This window comes from Treponema rectale (assembly GCF_014202035.1).
In the GTDB taxonomy this organism is placed as follows: Bacteria; Spirochaetota; Spirochaetia; order Treponematales; family Treponemataceae; genus Treponema_D; species Treponema_D rectale.
On the sequence record NZ_JACHFR010000003.1, the window covers coordinates 44,284 to 66,155 of the forward strand.

The window sequence follows — 21,872 nt, forward strand, 5'->3', positions numbered from 1 at the left end:
CACACTTTCATGAAAAGGGGAATCAGTATGGAAAATACGGAAGAACTTAAAGACGGGATTATTATGCCCGAAACACAAATCAATTCAGAAAATCAGAATGATGCAGCAGATGAAACTGAATCGGAAGAAAGCGATGTAATTTCTTTTGAAGATCTCGGTCTTGATGAAATTACTCTTGAAGCAATAAAGAAGAAGGGCTTTGTTACACCATCACCTATTCAGGTGCTTGCCATTCCAAGACTTCTTAACGGAGACTCAAATATTATCGCAAGGGCAAGAACCGGTACCGGAAAAACTGCCGCATTTGGTCTGCCTATCGTTCAGAACATCCGCAGTGAAAGTGATCATGTACGTGCAATAATTCTCGAGCCGACCCGCGAGCTTGCAATGCAGACCTGTACTGAAATGACTTCTTTTTCTACGGGACGTTTTCCGCGTACTGCCGTTGTTTACGGCGGTGCTTCCATGAGTGAGCAGATACGTTCACTTCGCCGTGGTGTAGAAATTGTTACGGGAACTCCGGGTCGCATTCAGGATCTTATGGAGAGGGGAGTTCTTGATATCAGTAAAATTGAGTATTTCATTCTTGACGAAGGAGATGAAATGCTTGATATGGGATTTGTTGATGATATTGAAAATATTTTTTCAAAGGCAAATCCTGACTGCCGCGTTCTTTTATTCAGTGCAACAATTCCTGCTCCTATTCTTAAAATTGCCCAGAAGTTTATGGGAGATTATGAGATAGTTGAGGAAGAAGGCGTAGTAGAAGAACCGCTTCTTATTGATCAGAAATACTGGGTTGTACGGGATGGTGATAAAATTGAAGCCCTGACCCGTCTCATAGATTATTCACCTGACTTTTACGGAATTGTATTCGTTCAGAAAAAGACAGATGCAGATTATGTATGCAAGGCCCTTGATGAAAGAGGTCTTCAGGTTGCTGCCCTTCATGGAGATATTCCTCAGAATCAGCGTGAAAAAATTCTTGCCCGTTTCAGAAGCGGAAAGACCCGTGTCGTAGTTGCTACTGATGTTGCTGCCAGAGGAATTGATATTGAAGGACTTACTCATGTAGTAAACTATGATCTTCCTTTTGACGGTGCTACTTATGTACACAGAATCGGACGTACCGGCCGTGCAGGTTCAAGCGGTATTGCAATAACTTTTGTACGTCCTGAAGAAACCCGCAGAAAACTTGGTTTCCTTCGCGCTGCAGTAAAAAGAAGTGCTAAGGGAGAAATGACGGAAGGCCAGATTCCTTCTGTGGAAGAAGTAATTGAAGTTCGCAGAAACAGACTCTTTGATGATCTTAAAACTAAGCTTGGACTGGTTCAGAAAGATTCTGGAGAAGAAACTTCAGCTGAGAAAATTTCTGATGATGAAGAACTTGTTCCTCTCCCGGAAGGAGTTGCAGCAGCAGAAGTTCCTGCAGAAAAAATTCCTCATCTCAGAAAGGGAGATCCGTGCTTTGACGTAATGGCAGAAAATCTCTGTAACGGACAGAATCCTCAGGAAGTAGTTTCCGCACTTCTGTCTGTTGTATATGGAAGCATGCTCAGTAAAAAACGTTACTCAAAGATTACACCTGTAAGTGTCCGCGGTGGACGGGGAGACCGTGACAGGTTTGACTCTGACCGTGGAGGACGTTCAAGACGCGGTGCCCAGGCCGGAGAAAACCAGATTCGTCTTTATGTTCAGATGGGCTGGCATGACGGATATAATCCTAAAAAGATTGCAGATTTCTTCAGTTCCCTTCTTCATATTCACGGAAGGGATGTAGATGCCATTGATATGGCAGACAGGTTCTGTCTTCTTAATCTTCCTACAGATGCTGCAAAAAGAGCTCTTGAACTTTCCCGTACGGACAGTTCCATTCCTCATATGCATCAGGATTCCAGAAACGGCGGTGATGATTATGAGTCGCGCAGAGGCGGACGCGGAGGCTTTGGAAGAAGGGATGGTTTCCGCGGTGGACGTGGACGTGACCGGGAAGGAGACAGAGGATTCAGAGGTTCTGGAGACCGTTCAAGAAACTTTTCTCATTCAAGACCTGGAGTTCATACTTCAACGCAGCGTAACAGTAAGGCCGCCATCTTTAAGAAAGGTGCGGCAAAAGAATACTGAGTTAATTTTTTAACAGGGATTATGCAAAAACTTTTTTTGCAACTGCAACGGTTTCCATTGCATCTTTTGAATAAAAGTCTGCATCAATTTTCTTTGCATAGTCTTCTGTAAGAACTGCGCCCCCTACAACTATTTTTGTCGTACGGTTGAGCTTGCCCAGTTCCCTCCTGAGTGCCTTTATGGTTTCTTCCATGTTTGCAACGGTTGTAGTCATGAGGGCACTTAATCCTACCAGCTGAATATTGTTATCGATTACAGTCTGTACCACAGTGTCTACCGGTACGTTTTTTCCTAAATCAATTACAGTGTATCCGTAGTTTTCAAGCATTGCCCTTACTATGTTTTTTCCGATGTCATGAATGTCACCGTACACAGTTGCCAGGACTACAGTTCCCTTAGACTGTTCTTTCTGTCCTGAAGCTTCCAGGCTTTCTTTTATTTTTGCGAAACTTGAACTTACTGTATCTGCGCTTAAAAGGAGCTGCGGCAGGAATTTTTTTCCTTTTTCAAAATCCTTTCCTACGTTATCAAGGGCAGGCACAATACAGTTGTTTATTATTTCTTCTGCCTTGTGATCCTGAAGAAGTCTGGATGTAGAAGCCGGGGCTTTGTCTTTAAAGCCTTTTTCGATTATTTCGATAAGTTCCGCTTCTTCCGGGACAGTACTTGTGAGTCTGCTTTCTGCTGTTTTTGAGTCAGTATTATTAGACTTTTCTTCTTTCTTAGGAGCTGCATCAGGTGCCGGTTTTATAATTCCTGCAGAAGTTCCGCTGGTAATTACCGGCTTAATGCGAGGGGGCAGAGCCTCCAAGGTTAAGGCTTAAGCTTATGGTGCCGTCATTTACTGCATCAACGATTATTTTTTCTTTTGCTTTTGCAGTAGTCGGGTCCAGTGTTCCAGTATATGTCTGAATGTAATCAAGGCAGTTGTCATCAAAGCAGGCAAGGGAACGGTATGCCCTGTAGGTATCCATCATGCTCTGTGCGCCCGGGTTTATTATTGCAGCGCTGAGTCCTGCATCAAGGGCAAGGGTGAAGAATCTTGAGTTTACAATGTCTCTTCTCGGAAGTCCGAAAGATATGTTTGATACACCGAGAACAAACTGGATTCCGTCTTTTCCGTATTTTTCTTTAAGCATGCGGATGGCCCGGACAGTCTCGAGGGCAGTTTTCTGCTCTGAACTTACAGTCAGGGTAAGGGTGTCAATGAATATATCCCTTACAGGAATTCCGTATTTTGCAGCTTCCCTGATGATTTTGTCTGCAACTGCAACCCTGCCTTCTGCAACCGGGGCAATTCCCTCTTCGTCAATGCATAAGGCTGTTACTGCGCCGCCGTATTTTTTTATCAGTGGAAACACTTTGTCCATGACTTCCTGTTTTCCGTTAACGGAATTAACAAGGGCTTTTCCGTTATAGTACCTTAAAGCTTTTTCAAGAACGGGAGGTTCGCTGGAGTCCAGCTGCAGGGGAATACTGAATGTAGACTGAATTGTTTTTACAGCAAGGCACATCATTTCTTTTTCGTCAATTCCCGGAAGGCCTACGTTAACGTCAAGAATATGAGCTCCGGCATTAATCTGGCTTTCTGCTTCATCGAGAATGAACTGCATGTCCTTATTCTGAAGGGCTTCCTTACACTTTTTTTTGCCGGTAGGATTGATGCGTTCTCCGATGATTTTTGGACCTGCATTTTTTCCTACCTGTACGGTGCTGTTGTATGAACACAGATATGTGTTGCCCTGTTCTTCGTGTTCTGCTTTTGTAAAGGTGATGCCGTTAAGTTTTCCGATCATGCATTTTATATGAGCTGGTGTTGTGCCGCAGCAGCCTCCCAGGATCATGGCACCGGTTCCTGCAATTTCCCTCTGGATTTCCGCAAATTCCTCAGGTTCAACTTTGAATACGTCTTTTCCGTTTATATTCTCAGGAAGTCCGGCATTAGGCTGTACAAGAACCGGCAGATGAGAATACTTCGTAAAAAGTTCTGCAAGTTTTTTATCTTCTTCCAGTGAGCCGCCGCAGTTAAATCCTATTATGTCCGGATGAAGGCTTTCGAGGTAGGTTACGCAGGTAAGTACGTCTGCTCCTGTAAGCGTGCGCAGGGTATCCTGAAAAGTCATTGTTGCTGCTATGGGAAGATTTGTGTTTTCCTGAATTGCAAGAATAGCTGCTTTTACCTCATACAGATCGCTCATGGTTTCAAGAATTGCAATCTGTGCTCCGTTTTTTTCTGCAGTTACTGCCGCGTCTTTATAGGCTTCATAGGCTTCGTCAAAGGTGAGCGGTCCCATAGGTTCAAGCAGTTTACCGATCTGACCTGAGTCCCAGCTTATAAAACGGGGGGTGTCGTCATCAGGGTGTGCTTTTTTGAATTCTTCAACGGCTTCTTTCTGCAGTTTAAGGCTTTCTTTAATGTATTCTGCAGCTGACCATCTTGCATTTTCTCCTTCCAGCTTTTTTTTGTTTGCGCCGAAGGAATTTGCCGTCAGAACGTTTGCTCCTGCTTCGAGATAGAGGGTATGGATTTCCTTTATTATTTCCGGGTGATAAAAGTTAAGGTCTTCAGGAATCTGGTAGCTTACGGCCGGATATTTCTGAATCATTGTTCCGATTCCGCCGTCAAAGAATATGAATTTTTTTTCTTTTACTGACTGTGATAAGAATTCCCTGAAAGTAAGTTCTCTGTTCATCCATAGCCTCCGTTTCTGTGCTGAGAATCATATCATAATATTAATAAGATTTGTAGACATTAATTTTTAAATACGTAGAATTATAACAATGAAAACAGAAGAATTGGGGTCTGCAAGAATACTTCCGCTTATGTTCAGACTTGCCCTTCCGTCTCTTGCTTCCTGTCTTATTAATGTTCTATACAGTATTGTAGACCGCATCTATATCGGTCATCTTTCTTCCGCATCCTCGGCTGCCCTTACCGGAGTTGGATTATGCCTGCCTGTACTTCAGATGATAAGTGCTTTCAGCGCATTTGCAGGAAGCGGTGGTGCTCCTCTGTGTGCAATTGAACTGGGCAAAAAAGAAAAAGATTCCTCTGCACAAATTCAGGCACAGAAGATTTTCAGCAATGCTTTTTTCCTTCTGCTGTTTTTTTCTGCAGTGCTTACTTTTACCGTGCTTCTTTTTTACAGGCCGTTTCTGTATGCCTTTGGTGCCAGTGAAGGGACTTTTCCTTATGCCAGGGATTATCTGCGTATTTATGGCTGCGGAACTGTTTTTGTTCAGCTTGCCATGGGACTTAATCCTTTTATAAGCTGTCAGGGACATGCAAAAACTGCCATGCTCTCCGTTTTTATAGGTGCGGTTCTGAATATTATCCTTGATCCTCTTTTTATTTTTGTTTTAGGAATGGGGGTAAAGGGAGCTGCCTGGGCAACGGTAATTTCTCAGGGAATCAGTGCAGCATGGATATTTGCATTTTTTCTGTCAAAAAATTCCTGCCTTAAAATTGATTCCAGAATTTTTAAGCCGGAAGGTTCCATAATTTATAAAATATCAGCACTGGGAATCTCGCCTTTTATAATGACAGTTACGGAAAGCGGTGTATATGCAGTTTATAATTACGGGCTTCATAAATTTGGCGGTGATAACTGGGTCGGGGCAATGACTTTAATTCAGAATGTTCAGCTTATCGTTTATCTTCCGCTTGCAGGTTTCTGTTCCGGAATACAGCCTTTGATTTCTTATAATTACGGGGCACGTAAGTTTTTGAGAATGAAGTATGTAATTACGGTAATGCTTCTTGTTACTGGTATTACAGAAATTCTTCTGGTTATGTCTGTAAGTTTTTTTCCGTTTTTTTATACCGGCATTTTTACCGGCGACAGCCAGCTTCTTAATATAGCTGCACCGATGCTGAGGTTTTATATTCTTGGAATGTACATTATGTGGCTGCAACATTGTGCCCAGACAGTTTTTGTTGCCCTCGGAAAAGCAAAGATATCAGTCTTCATAGCCTGTCTCAGAAAGATCATTCTGCTGATTCCCCTTGCATTTATTTTTCCGAGAATCTTTGGAGTTGAAGCAATTTTCTGTGCCGAGCCGTGCGCAACATTCTGTTCTGCAACCACCAGCGGTTTTGTTCTCTATTTTCTCTGTAAAAAAATATGGAAGGCTTCTTATTCTGAGATGGAACCGAGAATTTTATGAAGCACTTTGTAAAGGGTCTGAGCTTCTTCTGAACTGAGGGCAACGCATCCTGACATCTTTACGGGAATGTCTTTAGCTTTTTCGATGAGCTGTTCTCCTTTAGAAGTTATTTTTACGATAAGGTTTCTTTCGTCGTCTTTTGAACGTTCCCTTGTGATAAGTTCTTTTGCTTCAAGTTTTTTAAGAAGCGGAGTAAGGGTGCCGGAATCAAGAAAAAGTTTCTGGCCCAGTTCTTTTACGTTCATTTTCTTGTATTCCCAGAAAACCATCATTGTGATGTACTGCGTGTAAGTAAGGTCAATTTCGTCAAGATACGGCTTGTATTTTCTGATGATTTCTTTTGCACATGCATACAGAGGAAAACAGAGCTGGTTTTCAAGCTTCAATGAATCGTATACTTCGGACATTTGTATTCTCCTGATGATTAGTCGTTTACGGCTTCCATAATTCTGTCAATATTTTTTACTATATCTGTGACAACGTCAACTTTATTCATTGCGTAAATATGAATTCCCCGGATGCCGTTTGAAATAAGATCTATAATCTGATCTGTGGCATAAGCGATTCCTGCCTGACGCATTGCCGGTGCATTGTCTGCAAAACGGTCACAGATGCTTAACAGTTTTTCAGGAATGTATGCTGAGGAAAGTTTTACCATTCTTTCTACCTGATTTGAGTTTACAATCGGCATTATGCCGGCAAATACAGGAAGGTGAATTCCTTTTGACTGAAGACGGTACAGATATGAATAAAGCATGTTGTTGTCAAAGAACATCTGGGTTGTAAGAAAATCAACCCCTGCATCGACTTTATATTTTAAATTTTCAATGTCATCGGCTCTGTTTGCGCTTTCCGGATGACCTTCCGGATAGCAGGCTCCTCCTACACAAAAGCCTTCTTTTTTGAGTATTGTTACAAGCTGGTCTGCATGACGAAGAGATTCTGTCGTAGCAGATTCAATGGTTTGTCCCTGAGGTACGTCCCCTCTGAGAGCAAGAATGTTTTGAATTCCTGCAGTTTTCATTTTCTGTATGTCGGATTTTATGGACTCTTCCGTATTACCTACACAGGTAAGATGGGCAAGGGCAGGGGTTCCGCTTTCAAGAATTTTCTGTGCGATTTCTACAGTGTTGCCTCTTGTAGTTCCTCCGGCTCCATAGGTAATGCTCATGAAATCCGGGTTGAGGGAAGAAAGGTTTACTGCCGTATTTACAACGTTGTTGAAGTTTGCCTGCTGTTTTGGCGGGAAAATTTCAAAACTGAGGGTTATCTTTTTTTTCTGTAAAATTTCACTGATTTTCATTTTTTTTACCTCTGAACACTGTTGCCGGAAAGGGTATTCATTTTACATTTCCGGGAGTGCTTTCTATTCTATATTCAATTTTTGGTTCCGTTTCAATTACCGGAAAGTCTTCTTCGAAAACCGTAAGGGCTTCCTCTGCTTTTTTCTCAGTTGACAGCTCTTCTTTTTCTGAATCCTCATTCAAAAGAGGTTCATATTTTATGACATAATCTTCATCATCTGCAACAGGTTTCGCTCTTTCTTCTGTTTTCTGTTTTACAGAGCTTTGTTTTACAGAGTCCTGTTCTTCATAGTCCCCAGTGTCTGTTTTTTTGAGAAGTTCGTTCCGTTCATTTATTCTGACAAGAAATTTTTCTATAAAACTTTCACTTGAAATTTCATCAATGAGCGTAATTTCATTTTTATTTTTTATGTCAAAGACGTGCCAGATTGTTCCAGGCTTGCCTTTTGTGATTTTATAAGTGCTGCATTCTTTTTCGCTGTTGAAGTAAACCCTGACCTGTGCTCCGGAATATGAAAGACTGTCACTGACAGAGTTGCCGGTTTCAGAAAAATTATGTACGTAAAATTCGTAGGTTTCTTCTGCCTTAGGCTCTCTTATTATTACTATTTCAGGACCGTAACCGGTTGAATCATCCCGTGCAAGTTTCATGCCGTATTCTGTCTTGTTTCCGAAGAAAACGTGATGTTTTCCGCATATGATGTGGCAGTCCAGGTCTTCCGGTTCAAAATTCCAGTCGAGAACAATTTTTATGTATTCATAGTCCGGCTTTTTTTCTGTTTTTTCTTCTGAGGTACCGGGAACAGCAGCTTTTGTTTCTGAAGGAGAAGGAGTTTTGACCGGCTCAATATCTGTAACCGGTTCCGGTTCAGGTTCGATGAACGGCTCAGGTTCTATAATTGTTTCCGGTTCAGCTGCAGGCTCAGGTTCTGTAATAGTCTCAGGCTCAGTAACAGGTTCAGGCTCTGCAACAGGTTCCGGTTCAGTAACAGGTTCCGGTTCAGTAACAGGTTCCGGGGTGGTTTTTGATAAATCTGTTCCGGCTGTTTCCCCGTCATCTTTCAGAGGATTAATTGTCCTGCATCTCCAGAAGTCTTTCAGGCGGAGTTTTTTTATGCCGGGATTTTCATACAGGCCGGCCTTAAAATCTTCTATTTCTTTTTCTGAATTACATTCTGTTTTTACCAGAACTCTGTAAAAATAAAGAGTTTCGTAGTACGGAGGAATTGTTTCTGGTGAACAGTAACCGCTTATAAAAGCATCCAGAGAGTTTTCTTTCAGTATCTTTACAGTTTCTTTTGCACTGTCTTTTACCAGAAAGGAACCTACGCAGATATATACTTCTTCTGCAGTTGAAAAGAGGAACGATAAAAGAAATGCTGTCAGAATAAAAAATTTTTTCATTTAATCCTCATGTGACCGGAATTCTATAATAAGGAGAATTTTTCTACTTCGTCAAGTTTTCTAAGCTTTTCCTCATCCAGTTTTACCAGCAGGTTTTTCTCATTTGTAGGAAGAACCAGGCCTTTCGGACCGTTTTTTGCCCTGCGAAGGTGCTTTACCTGTGTATAGTAAAGGTCTGCCTGTCCGTTTTTACGGGCTTTTGAATGGTATACTGCAAGATTTCCGGCGTACAGCATTATGTCCAGCGGGTAGGATTTTCCGCTTCTTGCCTTTATAAAAACATAGCCTCCTGCAAAATCCCTGGTATGGAGCCAAAGGTCATTTCCCTTTACGTAATGCCTTAAAAGGTCGTCGTTTTCATTTGCCGTACGTCCCACTATGATTGTCCAGCCGTCCAGTTCATAGTGAAGTCCCGGATGTGGTTTTTCCGTCTTCTGCTTAGGCGTTGTGTCTTTTCTTAAAAGCTGCTCCAGTTTAAGCACATTTTTTTCGTTCACCATTGCGGCATATTCTGCTTCAAGAGTGGACAGGGCCTTCCTGCTCATTTCAATGTCATGTTCCAGGGAATCCATTCCGCTTTTAGCTTTTTTATACTGGTCGTAATAAAGCCCTGCATTTTCCTGGGCTGAAAGTTTAGGATCAATGCGTATGCAGACTTCCCGTCCGGTTTCATAATCAGTACAGGAAAGGGATGAACCGTTTATCTGAGACTGAAATGCAAGAATAAGGTCTCCGGTGTGTTTAAGCATGCCGGCATTTTCAAACTGTTTCTTTTTTGAAAGAAGATTTTCCAGTGCGGAAGACATTTTGCTGTGCTTTACGTTGAACCACTTTTCTGCCTGAGCAAGAAGGCTTTCTCTTGAAAGGGAATCTGCGTGTTCCGTGTAGTATTCATCGATAAAACGGTTGAAGGAAAGGGGAGCATTTTCCTCTGAGTTTCCGCTTCCGTAGTTTCTTACAGGGAATTTCTTAAGGCTCTGCTGTATCTCTTCCGGAGAAAGTTCTTTTTCTTCAGGACAGAAAGTTCCTCCCGTAACTTCTCCTTTTTTAGGACGGCGGAACATACAGTCAAGGATTGTTCCCTGTTCATCCGTAACAATTACGTTTGCAGCACCGCTCCACAGCTTTATGTAAAGAAAGAGTCTCTCTTTCCAGGTGGATACGTCCATTTTTACTATTCTTTCAAAACCTATCTGATGAATATCATTTATGCGCATTCCCTGAACTTTTGCTTTAAGGAATTCGTTGAAGCGCAGCGGCTTTTTGTTTTTGGGAAACTTCTGGCCGGTGATGTTCAGCCTGCAGGACGAAGGAGTCGTACAGATGATGAAGTTAAACACGTCTCCTTTATTTACAATCCTGAATCCCAGAGTATCAAATCCCGTTTGTGTTATTTCCTGAATGAATGCTCCTTTAAAATCGGTTTCACTTAAAATCAGGTTTATTTCGTTACAATTTAATGACATACAAGCAATTATGGTAGAAAAAAAACTTTATCTCAAGTAAACTGTGTAATTATGATAAAAGCAAACGGATCTCAGATTATTACAAAATTACTTGAACTTGAAGGAATAAAAACTGTTGCCGGTATTCCGGGCGGTTCAATACTTCCTCTTTATGATGAATTAAACAGGAGCAATATAAAACATGTTCTGGTCCGTCATGAACAGGCCGCAGGATTTATTGCCCAGGGTATGACTCGTTCCACAGGAAAGCCTGCCGTCTGCATGGCAACAAGCGGACCTGGCGCAATGAATCTTCTTACGGCAATTGCTGATGCCCGCTGTGACTCCGTACCTGTAGTTGCCTTTACGGGGCAGGTAAATACATCCCTTATCGGAACAGATGCCTTTCAGGAAGCAGATACTTTCGGACTCAGTTTTCCTATAACAAAGCACAGCATGATGGTAAAGAATGCCCTTGAGCTTCTTGAAGCCGTTCCTAAGGCTTTTCAGATTGCTGTAAGCGGAAGACCGGGACCTGTACTTATTGATGTTCCCCGCGATGTTCAGACTCAGGTTGTTGAATTTGAAAAATGGCCGGAGCTTTCAAAAAAGAAGTCTCCTTCTGTTTCAATAAAATTTGAAACCCCTGAAGAGGAACTGGAAAAAAATGCTTCCCTCATGGCAGAGGTTCTTCTTAATTCCAGACACCCTGTTCTTTATCTTGGAGGCGGCTGTAATGACGAAAAGGCTTCTGCAGAAATCAAGAAGCTTCTTAAAGTTATTGATGCGGCTGTAGTAACAAGTCTTATGGGTATCGGTGCTTATCCCCGTTCTGCCTCAAATAATTTCGGTATGGTGGGAATGCACGGAAGTTATGCTGCCAATAAAGCAATTCATGATGCTGATGCAGTCCTTGCCCTTGGAGTTCGTTTTGATGACAGGGCAACAGGTGCCATTGCAAAATTCTGTCCGGAGGCAAAAATACTTCATATTGATATTGATGCGGCAGAAATAAATAAAATTCTCCCTTCTTACATTTCAATCGTAAGTGATATAAGAAAAGCCCTTCCTGTTCTTGTTAAGAAACTTGAGGATACAAAAAATACTCCTGAACTGGGTGAATGCAAGATTGCCAGATTTCAGTGGCTGGGTGAACTTGAGACTGTTTTCAGGGAATCAGAAAGCATTGAACTTGGACGTCCGGAGGGAGTTTCTTCCGTTAATCCGAGGGCATTCATCAAGTCTATACCTGAAGCTGCAGAAAAAGCCGGCGTTCATGAAAATGAAATAATTGTAACTACAGATGTAGGTCAGCATCAGATGTGGAGTGCCCAGTATTATCCTGTTGAGCATGCCCGTCAGTTCCTTACCAGCGGTTCTCTGGGAACAATGGGATTCGGTCTTCCTGTAGCCCTGGGTGCAGCTCTTGCAAATCCTGAAAAAAGAGTTGTATGTATTTCCGGTGACGGTTCCATCATGATGAACCTCCAGGAGATGGCAACTCTTGCGGAACAGAATCTTAACGTTACTGTTTTTGTATTTCAGAATGGTTCTCTGGGAATGGTACGCCAGCAGCAGGAATATCTTTTTGAAAAAAATTACAGTGCAAGTATTTTTGATAAGGTTCCTGATTTTATGACTCTGGCAGCAGGCTTCGGTATTGATGCCGTTGATGCATGTGCTGATGCTGAGTGGTATAAAAAAGCATTTACACCTGGACCGCATTTCGTAAAGATTGATATTTCAATGGCAGAAAACGTTCTTCCGTTTGTAAAGGCCGGTTCTGCAAATATTGATGCAATCAGAAATTAAAATTCCTTCAGTTACCTAAAAGCCTTCTGCGGAATTCTGCAGGAGGCAGAGGTCTGTCAAATAAGAAGCCCTGGGCAAGGTAGCATTTGTTTTCTTTTAACAGACGTACCTGCTCAACGGTTTCAACTCCTTCAACTATACAGTCAAGACCAAGATCCCTTGCCATGGAAATCAGGTGTCTGAAAATCGTGTGCTGGCGGTAGTCTGAATCACTTTTCGGAACAAAGCTTTTGTCTATTTTTATAACGTTCCATGGGAGCGTTCTTATAAGATTCATTGAGGAATATCCGATTCCAAAATCATCAACAGATGTGGTAATGCCTTCCAGAGTAAGCCCGGTCAGCAGGGATTTTAATTCGTCATAGTTAACTTCCATTGTGCTTTCCAGAAGCTCAAACTCAATGTACTGGTGGGGAATGCGGTATTTATCGATTGTCCCTACAAGGCGTTTGAGAAGTGCATCATTCATTTTGTGGCATCTGGAAAGATTTACTGAGGTTTTGACGACATTAAGTTTTTCATCAAGCCATTTTCTTATATCGCGGCATATATGCTCAAGAAGATAAAAATCAAACTCAGCAATTTCTTCCATCTTTTCAAGCTGAGGAATAAAAAGGTCCGGCTGAATGAGTTTTCCGTCATGAATCCACCTGCATAAAGCTTCTGCACCGGCAAGATTGTACCGGAGAAGTGAAACTTTTGGCTGATAGTATACGATGAATTCTTCGTTTTTCATTGCATCTATAATCATCTGTGGAGTTACATTCATTTTGTATCTCCTTTGTCTTCCAGCTGGGGAATGCTTACTACGGTTGTAACTGTTCCTGAGCCATCTTTAGAGATTGAGAAAGTTCCGCTGAGCTGATGAATGAGCATGTAAACAAGGGGAAGTCCCATTTCCGTAATTATTTTATGAACCAGAAATGCCTTAGATCCGGTAGAAAAATAATCAGAGATAAATTTGATTTCTTCATCTGCGGTCCTGCTTTTCTGATTTTCTACAGTCAGTATGAGCATTGTGGCATAGCCTTTTTTTTGTGCAGAAAAACTTACCCTTACTTTAGAATTGTCAGACTGAAGGATTGCATCCTGAGTCAGTTTGAAGAGTATCTGGGAAATTCTTGTAACGTCACCAAGAATAAATTCCGGCACTGAGTCTTCTACGTTGAAAATAAGTTCCGGGGAATTTTTCGGAAGGATTTTTTTCAGCCCGTTTGCTGTGATTGTGAAGTCTACGGCAGGTGAATATACTTTTTCGTAAAGGGCAGCTTTTCCTTCTGAGTCATCGATGAAACTCATGGAATCTGCAACGATGGAATAAAGTTCAGAGCCCTGATCTGCAATTTCTGAGACTCGTTTTTTTACCTGCGTAAAGTCTTCCATTTTAGCAACACTGGAAATATCACTGGTCCAGTGTTTTATAGCTTCTTCCATTTTCCGGGCCATGTCAGAAATGAACACCGCCTGTGCCTTGGAGGCTTTTTCCATCATTTTTGTGTTCTGAAGGGTGGTGTAGTTTTTTAATGCCATTGTAGAAATTACTCCGGCAAGTTCTCCCAAAAATTCTGCAGCCCTTGCAACTTCCCGGGGATTTTTTTCTTTTGTATTGTAAGCTTCTTTTATATATTCATCAGGATCGAGGTTAAGCCGTATTGCCCTGCGGCGTAAAAGTGCCTCATCAATTTCAGGCGGACGTACCTGACCTCCGATAAAGCAGCCGGCCAGTTCGTCATTTATTGTAATAGGCATGGCACATTCAATAAGGCCTGCATGACATGTATATACGGAAACTTTTCCTTCCTGAATTGCCTTTAAGGTTCCTTTTTTATCGCACAGCCGGCACAGATTTTCTCCCAGTTTTGACGAGCGGTTCATTTTACTGCAGAAGGTTGTAAATCCGCTTCCTTTAGTAATGGGAATTCCATCTCTGTCTGTAATTAAGGAAGCGATTCCTGTAAAGCGGGAAAAAACGTCCTGAATTTTCTGGAGAGTCTTTTTGTCTATTAAATCTGTCAGCCTGATAGTGGACATCTTTTGGTAGAAACTCCTGATGTTTTTGAAGTCAGATTTGACCTGAAACTATATTAACTTATCTGTTAAATTATATATGCAATAATTATAAAATAAAAGCATAATTTCAGAAACCGTCACTCTTTTACATATTTTGAATTCAGTTTAAAGTAGCTGAAGTAAAAGAGAGGTTTTGATTATGATGGATTTACGTGACGCAGCCTGTTTTGGTGTTGCAGGAAATTTTACGGGGCATCTTGAACAGGCCGGTGAAGCTGCAGATTTTGTTAATGTGGTTACGAAGGAAGCTTCAGCTCCTAAAGCCTTGTTTCCGACTTATATTCCGGGAGCAGAAAAAAATGTTCCTGAATTTTTATCCGTATTTCCCTTTGACAGTAAGAAAATAATCTTTCCTGCAGGAGAAGAAAAACTTCAGATAGAACCTGAATGTGCCGTTGTGTTTAATGCTGAATGGAAAGATGGAACTGTAAGGAAACTTGTTTCTGTATGTTTCGGTGCATCAAATGACTGTTCCATAAGAAAAGCAGGTGCAAAAAAAATAAGTGAGAAAAAAAACTGGGGCTGCAGTTCCAAAGGATTTTCTGATGTACAGATAGAACTTAAGGATTTTTCCGGAAAGGGCAGCTGTATTGATTCTTACAGAATTGCAAGTTTTCTTGTAAGGGAAGGTCAGGTACATGATTATGGAGAAGATTCTGCCGTCAGAGATTACAGTTATATATACGGCAAGCTTTTGGACTGGATCTGCGAAAAACTTAATTCCCAGAAAGATGAAGGGCCTGCGGAAGATATTAATTCTTATTTGAAAGAAGCAGGGTTTCCTTCTAAGATTTTTGTTTCCATCGGTGCAACAAGATATACAGAATTTGGAGAATCAAATTTCTTGCGTAACGGGGATGAAGCGGTTGTCGTACTTTATCCGGAAAATGTTTATGATCATGAACAGATTGTGGAGTGCGTAAAAAATAATTCTTTTGGAGAGGGCATAAGTTTTCTCCGTCAGAAGGTGGTTGTGTGAATGTTCAGTGATACCCATTTTCATTTTCATTATCTGGTCGAAAAAAATTCTCCTGAGTTCGGAGCAGAACTTCTGTCAAAAATGGCTGATGCTGATGTTTATTTTGGCATGGATATCGGTACGGACAGTAGTGATTTGCTTTACAGACGTAAAGTAGTGGAAGACTGTCTTGATCGTATGGACGACGATCACCGCAGAAAGGCAGAAAAGTTTATGTATTTTTCTGCAGGAATATGGCCGGATATTGATTCAATTGTAAATCGTGAAGAGTGCATTAAAAAACTTGAAGAACAGATTGAGGCTTTTAAGAAGAAGGATGGTGTTTTTTCAGGAAGACTTGCTGCGATTGGAGAAGGGGGGCTTGATCATCACTGGAATCCTTCCGGAACTGACGGCAGGTGTAAGGAGGATTTTAATGCTGCCGTTTATAACGGTGAAGCCGAACTTTTTGAAATGCAGCTTCAGCTTGCAAAAAAAATGCAGCTTCCTTTTATCGTTCACTCACGGGATGCTTATGAGGATACCCTGCAGTGCATAAAAAATTCCGGATACAATAACGGAATCATTCACTGTTATTCTTATGGTCTTGAAGAAGCTAAGTCTTTTCTTGATCTGGGGTGGTACATCAGTTTAAGCGGCAGTGTAACGTATACAAAGAAAAGCAGGATGGAAGACATGAAAAAACTTCTGTCATACATTCCTGATGACAGGATTCTTCTTGAGACTGATTCTCCGTATCTTGCACCCGTGCCTCTGAGGGGCAATCCTAATAATCCTGTTTTCGTCCGGCATACTTATGAGTTTGTTGCCGGCTGCAGAAATGTCAGTACGGAAGAACTGTGTGTTCTTGCAGATAAAAACATTTCTGCACTTTTTAATATTCCTCCGGCAGGACTCTGATTAAAGAACAGTTTTAAACTTTATGCGGAACGGATTTCAAGAATGCGCAGGTTTTCTTCCGTTCCGCATATCCTTATCTCCATAAAGGGTTCTTCTGTAATTCCTTCAGGAATTTTAATTTCAATATCTGCAAGGGAATTTTCATTTTTCCGTTCGTGAATAATCCTTGTGGTTTCTTTTCCGTTGCATTTGATTACTGCATCAAGAGAGTCTTTTTCAAAAACAGTTATGATGAGTTTTTCTGCAGTCCTGATTTTATAACTGAACCAGGAAGATTTATCCCTGCATTTTCTGAAACTTCTGTCAACTTCTCCCAGGTATCCGCTTTCCGTGTTTTCTGATTTAAATCCGTGTTCGATTTCACTCTGCTGCCTTCCGCATTCAATAAAGTCACGGCTTATTTCTTCAAGTTTTTTCAGGCGGACATCTTCAGGAGACATTCCGTTGTTGAAGTATACGGAATACCATTTGTGGTGAACATCAAAGAAGGGCCTGAACAGTACGGGCTTTCCGCTGCTTGTATCAGAACCTGGAGCTGAAAAGGAAAGGGATTTACTGTCTGTAATTGTAAAGTGCTTAATAAACTCTTCAGCTTTTGCGGTAATGCGGGGAGTTTCAATTGCCCTTGTGTTCATGTATACAAGGTGACTGTCCGTAATGTCTGCCGGAAGTCCGCTGTTTCCCCAGTCAGCTGCCAGCAGAAGGGGACCGTAGAAAATGCTGAAGTTCGTGCTTCCGTCTTTTGTATGTCTTACGCTTAAGTTCATCTTTAATTCGGTTTCAAAGAAATCACTACTGCTTTCTTCCGGGAAGATTGTGACATAACCGTCTGATTCTGTTTCAGGTAAGGGATTCCACCATGGACTTCTTAATTTTAGTTTCAGCGGAGACTGACCTTTTGAAAGAATTTTTACCTTAAGTTTCTGACTGTAAGGGAAATCTGTTTCTATAGAAACTTTCCATCCGTTTTCTTCATAAACTGAAGGTATGAAAAGATTTATATACAGCGTGTCGTTTATCTTTGTAAAAATAAAGCGGGTATATCTTGCCGGATTTTCCATACCTGTTCCCGTGCAGCACCAGAAGGAATTTTCTTTTGAGCAGTAGACTTTGAAAAATCCGCTGAGCAGTGAAACGAAATATGTCTTTGCCCCTGTATCCGGATCCTGTGAGCCGAGTATGTGATTGTAAAGGGCCCGTTCATAAAAATCTGCAGTTTCGGAAGAAGGATTCCATCTGAAAATATACTCTGCCAGTTCAAGCATGTTGTAGGTATTACAGGTTTCCGTAGTGTCTCTTGCAAGCCGCTCATCGTATTCACGGCCGAAATGCTCGCTTACGGAATTGCCTCCGTTAGCATAGCTTCTTTTTTTTGTGACTGTATTGAAAAAGAATTCTGCAGCAGTTCTGTATTCTTCTTTTTTTGTAAGGTCATATAGTTTTGCAAGTCCGATTATTTTTGGAATCTGAGTGTTTGCATGATATCCCTGAAGCCTGTCTTCTTTTTTTGAAAGCGGCAGGAATATTTCTCTGTGAATGAAACGCTCTGCTTCCGTAAGGTATTTTTTTTCACCTGTAAGTTCGTACATATCTGCAAATACCTTGCACATTCCCCCGTGCTCGCAGGTAAGCATTTTCTGAATATCTTCATCAGTCATTCTGGAGGTGCCCGCAATTGTCCAGTTGCACATTTTTTTTACGATTTCAAAAGCATCAGTATTTCTGCCGGATTTGTATGCGTCAATAAGCCCTGCATATATTTTATGAACTGAATACCAGGGAACCCACCAGTCTGCAAGATTAAAGCGCTCAACCTTAAAGTCACCCCGGGAATTGAAAACCTTTTCAAAAGGAGCAGCCGGAATTCCGCCGAAGTATCCGTCTTCCCTCTGAAGGGATTTTATTATTGAGACACAGTAATCAAGTTTTTCTTTAGCGGCAGCACTTCCTGTAGAAGCATAGAATGCAGCGAGGGCGCTCATGTAATGTCCCAGGGAATGTCCCTGAATCTGCATGCTTTCCCAGCCGCCGTAGTTTTTTGCAGGAGATGTTTTTCCCATGGCATTCCAGCAGGGAGCAAGAAGTCTGTCGGGATTAAAAGCCAGTACGTAATTAAGTCCCAGCTCTCTTGATTTTTCAAACAGGGTTTCTTTTTTTAATGTTACCTTACTCATATTTATTCCTCGATATTTTCAGCTGCAGTAAGCTCTCCTGCCGCCATCTGGGCAAGAAGCTGGTTTTTCTTTGACCGTGCAGCTTTTTCTTTTGTAGTTCCCGGTAAATCCAGAGAAAGCATTTCTTTTTCTTTAACTTCTGTCTGCTGCCGGTAAAGGTCTCTTGCAGAGGTAAGAATCATTGATGCTTTTTCAGCATTTATGTTTAAGAGCATTGCAATTTCATTTTCCTGTGCCCTGCTCAATTTTTCAAGCGTACCATATTTTTTCATAAGGAGTTTATCCCGTTCTTTTCCGATTCCTGAAATCTTTATAAACGGTGTAACTGTATTTTCCTTAGTTCTCAGCTCCTGATTGCGGCTTGTGGCAAATCTGTGAGTTTCATCCCTGACTCTCTGTAAAAGTCTTAATGCGTCACTTCTCTTTGGAAGGCATACCGGTTCACTTGTGTGGGGCCTCCATATTTCTTCATCCCGTTTTGCAAGACCGGCAATGGGAATGTCGAGGCCTATGCTTTTTAATACTCCGTCAACTGCATTTACCTGTCCGATGCCTCCGTCTATTAAAATAAGATCCGGAAGTTCTTTTTTTTCATTAAGGAGTCTTGTGTAGCGGCGTGTCGTAGCTTCCCGCATGGATTGAAAGTCATCTATAAGACCGTCAGTTGTTTTAAGGCGGAAGTAGCGGTAATTTTTTTTATCGGGATTGCCGTTGTAAAAACTGATGAGGGATGCAACCGGAAACTTTCCACCGATATGGGCAATATCAAATCCTTCTATTCTTACCGGCAGTTTCGGCAGGTTCAGTACTTTCTGAAGTTCTTCCATTGCAGGATAATCGCCTCTTTCCCTCAGCCGGCGGATGATGTCTTCGCGGGCATTCTGTCGTGCCATGTCCAGTGATGCCCTGTGAATACCTGATTCTGATTTTGAAAGCCCGAAGTTTATTATTGAAGTATTAGTGCTGAAGGTTTCATTTAAGAATTTCTGTATGTTTTTTATTTCTTCTGCAAAATCGGAAGTCTTTTCTTCATCTGAAAAAACTGAATCAATATATATGACGGGAGGTATGTTTTCTTTTTCTGTATAGAACGCACTCATGAATTCAGGAAGAATTTCCGTGTCTTCATTAAGGGAAACAGTCCTGTAGTTATCACGGCCCAGAAGTTTTCCTTCACGGATTTTAAGGACAGTAAAGCTGATGAGTTCTCCTTCCCGCCAGCTTGAAATATAGTCTCTGTCATCTCCTGAAAAGGATTCAACTGAATTCTGATTCTGAAGTATTGTAAGGGCCCTTATTCCGTCCCTCAGCCTTGCAGCCTTTTCAAAATTCATGTTTTTTGCAGCTTCTTTCATCTGAAAATGGAGTTTTTTGAGAGTTTCTTCTCCTTTATTCTCAAGTAGAGCCGTTATTTCTTCGATAAATTCAGTATAGGTGGATTGTTTTATGTCTTTTGAACATGGGGCAAGACATCTTCCTATATGGTAATACATACAGGGCGACGATTTTTCCTTAAAGCTTTTGCAGTGCCTGAGTGGATATATTTCGTAGAGGGTTTCTATGAAAGTATCAAGGGCTGTGGCATCTGGAAAAGGTCCGAAGTAGACTGATCCGTCATGAATCACCTGTCGTGTCTTGAATATCCTGGGATATTTTTCTTTTGTGATTCTCAGCACGGGGTAAGATTTTCCGTCTTTAAGGTTGATGTTGTAACGGGGCGTGTACTTTTTTATAAGGTTGTTTTCCAGAAGGAAAGCTTCGTATTCGTTGCTGGTTGTTATGTATTCTATGCTGCGGGCATTGCTGATGAGGAGCCTGGTCTTAATGTCCTTGTTCCCGCTGAAGTATGAAGAAAGCCTGTTTTTTAGGTTTTTTGCCTTGCCTACATAAATGACGGTTTCTGCTTCATTGCGCCACATATAGACACCGCTCTGTTTCGGTGCTTTAAGTGCCGTTTGATGAAGTATTTCCCGGGGTGAGAGGTTTTTTTGTGATGGTAAAGACATATCATTCATTCTTGCGTATTGTAACATTTTTAGTCCTGACTTTCATAGTGCCGGAAGTTTATGGTGAAGAAAAAGTAATGACTCTCGGCGGTAAGGATGGCTGGCCTGTTCTGTCCAGACGGGACGGAGTTGTAATGGGAAAAGGCCGTTTCGGTTATGATGCAGTCAAGCTGGATACAAACAGCAGGAAAACTTCTTTTATGTCAGATCTTCTTCTTGATTTTGAGGGAGAGGTTCCGGAAGATGCCTGCGGAAATTACAGCGTCATTCTTAATGAAGTTACGCCGACTTCAAGATGCAAGATGGGAAAAAAGGGCGGCCTCATACGGGAAAATAACGGACTCAGACTTCGCGGAAATCCAGGCTCTATTTTTGGAAGCGAAAATGCTACCGGTTCTTTTGAGATAGAATTCTGGCTGTATCCATTCATTGCGGAAAACGGAGAAATCGTATTTTCCTGGAGATCTTCCCGCACTGTTTCAGGTTATTCCCTTTATCAGATAATCCGCGCCAGCTTTTACGGTAACAGGCTGCAGTGGGTATTTACAAATGTATTTGACGGCTTTGTAGATAATTCAGGAGAAGTCAGCATTTCAAGTTACAGAACGATTATTCCTAATACCTGGGCTCATCATGCCATAAGCTACAATCAGGATACCGGGCTTCTTGAATACAGGATTAACGGAGAACTGGAGGCCTTAAAATACATGACTACCACCGGAAAAGAAACCGGCGGTTCCGTTTATATGTTCCAGACTGGCGTTACGGCTGATATAGATATATGTCCGCAGTTTTCCGGTGTAATTGATGATTTTCATATTTCCCGTCAGGCAGTTTCCGAAACTCTTCCAGATTTCAATTTTGATACGTACCGTAAGGAAGGCGGCCGTTTTGAAACTCAGCCTATTCTTATTTCCCAGTGTGCAAAACTTACGAGACTGGATGCGATTATAGATACACCGGAACAGACGGATGTTGTTTTCTTCGTAAGGAGCGGGGACAATTTTTTCAGCTGGACCGAAAACTATCCTGAATGGATTCCTGTAACTAATCATGAAGAAATCCTTAATACTGAAGGACTGTATTTTCAGATAGCTGCAGATCTCTACAGTGACGGCGGCGGAAAAAATACTCCTTCCGTTACGCAGATTGATCTTCATTATGTAGAAACTCCTGCACCTCTTCCTCCCTTTAATATAAAAGCTGTTCCTTCTAACGGTTCTGTTACTCTAACCTGGAGTTATTCAATAGATAATAACGCCGGAGGGTATTATGTTTATTATGGGGAGCGTCCCGGAGAATATCTCGGCAGGGAAGCTGTAGAAGGAGCCTCGCCTGTAGATGCCGGTAACATAACCGGAATAACGCTTACAGGTCTGAAAAACGGAAAGATTTATTATTTTGCGGTTGCAGCCTATTCAAAAAGAGATTCCAGAATCATGGGGGATCTCTCTAAAGAGGTTTACGCAAGACCGCTTAACCGCTGA

General features: G+C 41.6%; 16 protein-coding genes. 6 read left to right on the forward strand and 10 right to left on the reverse strand.

Annotation, left to right across the window (positions count from 1 at the left end):
• The first annotated feature begins 27 nt into the window (after nucleotides 1–27).
• The gene (locus tag HNP77_RS09150; RefSeq protein ID WP_184652889.1) at nucleotides 28–2,124 is read left to right on the forward strand and encodes a DEAD/DEAH box helicase; all 2,097 of its coding nucleotides are present in this window, start codon (nucleotides 28–30) and stop codon (nucleotides 2,122–2,124) included.
• Between the two features lie 19 nt (nucleotides 2,125–2,143).
• Here the strand turns inward: HNP77_RS09150 and HNP77_RS09155 are convergent, their stop codons facing one another.
• Both HNP77_RS09155 and HNP77_RS09160 read right to left on the reverse strand, forming a co-directional pair.
• Nucleotides 2,144–2,935 (reverse strand): cobalamin-dependent protein, encoded by a 792-nt coding sequence (locus HNP77_RS09155; RefSeq protein WP_184652890.1) that lies wholly within the window; start codon nucleotides 2,933–2,935, stop codon nucleotides 2,144–2,146.
• Nucleotides 2,910–4,817, reverse strand: a complete 1,908-nt coding sequence (locus tag HNP77_RS09160) for a homocysteine S-methyltransferase family protein (RefSeq protein WP_184652891.1) — start codon at nucleotides 4,815–4,817, stop codon at nucleotides 2,910–2,912. Before HNP77_RS09160 ends, HNP77_RS09155 begins: the two co-directional genes overlap by 26 nt.
• Nucleotides 4,818–4,905: 88 nt before the next feature.
• Here HNP77_RS09160 and HNP77_RS09165 point away from each other — a divergent pair, with 88 nt between their 5' ends.
• Nucleotides 4,906–6,291, forward strand: a complete 1,386-nt coding sequence (locus HNP77_RS09165; RefSeq protein ID WP_221266567.1) for an MATE family efflux transporter — start codon at nucleotides 4,906–4,908, stop codon at nucleotides 6,289–6,291.
• Here HNP77_RS09165 and HNP77_RS09170 read toward each other — a convergent pair.
• The 4 genes from HNP77_RS09170 to HNP77_RS09185 are packed head-to-tail and all read right to left on the reverse strand — an operon-like array spanning nucleotide 6,261 to nucleotide 10,465.
• Nucleotides 6,261–6,698 carry a MarR family winged helix-turn-helix transcriptional regulator gene (locus HNP77_RS09170; RefSeq protein ID WP_184652892.1) on the reverse strand — a complete coding sequence of 146 codons (438 nt, stop codon included), beginning with the start codon at nucleotides 6,696–6,698 and terminating at the stop codon, nucleotides 6,261–6,263. The genes HNP77_RS09165 and HNP77_RS09170 overlap by 31 nt on opposite strands.
• A 17-nt stretch (nucleotides 6,699–6,715) precedes the next feature.
• Nucleotides 6,716–7,594 carry a methylenetetrahydrofolate reductase [NAD(P)H] gene (metF, locus tag HNP77_RS09175; protein WP_184652893.1) on the reverse strand — a complete coding sequence of 293 codons (879 nt, stop codon included), beginning with the start codon at nucleotides 7,592–7,594 and terminating at the stop codon, nucleotides 6,716–6,718.
• A gap of 37 nt (nucleotides 7,595–7,631) precedes the next feature.
• Complete coding sequence (locus HNP77_RS09180; RefSeq protein ID WP_184652894.1) at nucleotides 7,632–8,999, reverse strand: YfaP family protein; 1,368 nt, start codon at nucleotides 8,997–8,999, stop codon at nucleotides 7,632–7,634.
• A gap of 23 nt (nucleotides 9,000–9,022) precedes the next feature.
• Nucleotides 9,023–10,465 carry an NFACT RNA binding domain-containing protein gene (locus HNP77_RS09185; RefSeq protein ID WP_184652895.1) on the reverse strand — a complete coding sequence of 481 codons (1,443 nt, stop codon included), beginning with the start codon at nucleotides 10,463–10,465 and terminating at the stop codon, nucleotides 9,023–9,025.
• 51 nt (nucleotides 10,466–10,516) lie between these two features.
• Here HNP77_RS09185 and ilvB point away from each other — a divergent pair, with 51 nt between their 5' ends.
• A complete protein-coding gene (gene ilvB / locus HNP77_RS09190) occupies nucleotides 10,517–12,256 on the forward strand; it encodes a biosynthetic-type acetolactate synthase large subunit (protein WP_184652896.1) in 1,740 nt (579 codons plus the stop codon).
• Nucleotides 12,257–12,263: 7 nt separating this feature from the next.
• Here ilvB and HNP77_RS09195 read toward each other — a convergent pair whose 3' ends face one another.
• Nucleotides 12,264–13,025, reverse strand: coding sequence for an EAL domain-containing protein (locus tag HNP77_RS09195; protein ID WP_184652897.1), 762 nt, complete (start codon nucleotides 13,023–13,025; stop codon nucleotides 12,264–12,266).
• Nucleotides 13,022–14,287 carry a PocR ligand-binding domain-containing protein gene (locus HNP77_RS09200; RefSeq protein ID WP_184652898.1) on the reverse strand — a complete coding sequence of 422 codons (1,266 nt, stop codon included), beginning with the start codon at nucleotides 14,285–14,287 and terminating at the stop codon, nucleotides 13,022–13,024. Before HNP77_RS09200 ends, HNP77_RS09195 begins: the two co-directional genes overlap by 4 nt.
• A 178-nt stretch (nucleotides 14,288–14,465) precedes the next feature.
• Between HNP77_RS09200 and HNP77_RS09205 the strand changes: the two genes are divergently transcribed.
• Both HNP77_RS09205 and HNP77_RS09210 read left to right on the forward strand, forming a co-directional pair.
• Nucleotides 14,466–15,305: a DUF5718 family protein gene (locus tag HNP77_RS09205; RefSeq protein ID WP_221266568.1), complete on the forward strand. Its 840-nt coding sequence runs from the start codon at nucleotides 14,466–14,468 to the stop codon at nucleotides 15,303–15,305.
• Complete coding sequence (locus HNP77_RS09210; protein ID WP_184652899.1) at nucleotides 15,306–16,205, forward strand: TatD family hydrolase; 900 nt, start codon at nucleotides 15,306–15,308, stop codon at nucleotides 16,203–16,205.
• 20 nt (nucleotides 16,206–16,225) lie between these two features.
• Here HNP77_RS09210 and HNP77_RS09215 read toward each other — a convergent pair whose 3' ends face one another.
• Complete coding sequence (locus tag HNP77_RS09215) at nucleotides 16,226–18,379, reverse strand: beta-L-arabinofuranosidase domain-containing protein (RefSeq protein ID WP_184652900.1); 2,154 nt, start codon at nucleotides 18,377–18,379, stop codon at nucleotides 16,226–16,228.
• A 2-nt stretch (nucleotides 18,380–18,381) separates the two neighbouring features.
• Complete coding sequence (uvrC, locus tag HNP77_RS09220; protein ID WP_184652901.1) at nucleotides 18,382–20,394, reverse strand: excinuclease ABC subunit UvrC; 2,013 nt, start codon at nucleotides 20,392–20,394, stop codon at nucleotides 18,382–18,384.
• On the opposite strand from uvrC, the gene HNP77_RS09225 reads away from it, so the two are divergent.
• Nucleotides 20,373–21,872, forward strand: a complete 1,500-nt coding sequence (locus tag HNP77_RS09225) for a LamG-like jellyroll fold domain-containing protein (protein ID WP_184652902.1) — start codon at nucleotides 20,373–20,375, stop codon at nucleotides 21,870–21,872. The two genes, uvrC and HNP77_RS09225, sit on opposite strands and share 22 nt — an antisense overlap.

Coding starts and splice junctions, on each gene's coding strand:
- HNP77_RS09170 (WP_184652892.1), bottom strand. CDS start 6,698: ATGTCCGAAGTATACGATTCATTGAAGCTTGAAAACCAGCTCTGTTTT.
- metF (WP_184652893.1), bottom strand. CDS start 7,594: ATGAAAATCAGTGAAATTTTACAGAAAAAAAAGATAACCCTCAGTTTT.
- HNP77_RS09165 (WP_221266567.1), top strand. CDS start 4,906: ATGAAAACAGAAGAATTGGGGTCTGCAAGAATACTTCCGCTTATGTTC.
- HNP77_RS09205 (WP_221266568.1), top strand. CDS start 14,466: ATGATGGATTTACGTGACGCAGCCTGTTTTGGTGTTGCAGGAAATTTT.
- HNP77_RS09180 (WP_184652894.1), bottom strand. CDS start 8,999: ATGAAAAAATTTTTTATTCTGACAGCATTTCTTTTATCGTTCCTCTTT.
- HNP77_RS09185 (WP_184652895.1), bottom strand. CDS start 10,465: ATGTCATTAAATTGTAACGAAATAAACCTGATTTTAAGTGAAACCGAT.
- uvrC (WP_184652901.1), bottom strand. CDS start 20,394: ATGAATGATATGTCTTTACCATCACAAAAAAACCTCTCACCCCGGGAA.
- HNP77_RS09215 (WP_184652900.1), bottom strand. CDS start 18,379: ATGAGTAAGGTAACATTAAAAAAAGAAACCCTGTTTGAAAAATCAAGA.
- HNP77_RS09160 (WP_184652891.1), bottom strand. CDS start 4,817: ATGAACAGAGAACTTACTTTCAGGGAATTCTTATCACAGTCAGTAAAA.
- ilvB (WP_184652896.1), top strand. CDS start 10,517: ATGATAAAAGCAAACGGATCTCAGATTATTACAAAATTACTTGAACTT.
- HNP77_RS09225 (WP_184652902.1), top strand. CDS start 20,373: ATGGTAAAGACATATCATTCATTCTTGCGTATTGTAACATTTTTAGTC.
- HNP77_RS09210 (WP_184652899.1), top strand. CDS start 15,306: ATGTTCAGTGATACCCATTTTCATTTTCATTATCTGGTCGAAAAAAAT.
- HNP77_RS09150 (WP_184652889.1), top strand. CDS start 28: ATGGAAAATACGGAAGAACTTAAAGACGGGATTATTATGCCCGAAACA.
- HNP77_RS09200 (WP_184652898.1), bottom strand. CDS start 14,287: ATGTCCACTATCAGGCTGACAGATTTAATAGACAAAAAGACTCTCCAG.
- HNP77_RS09195 (WP_184652897.1), bottom strand. CDS start 13,025: ATGAATGTAACTCCACAGATGATTATAGATGCAATGAAAAACGAAGAA.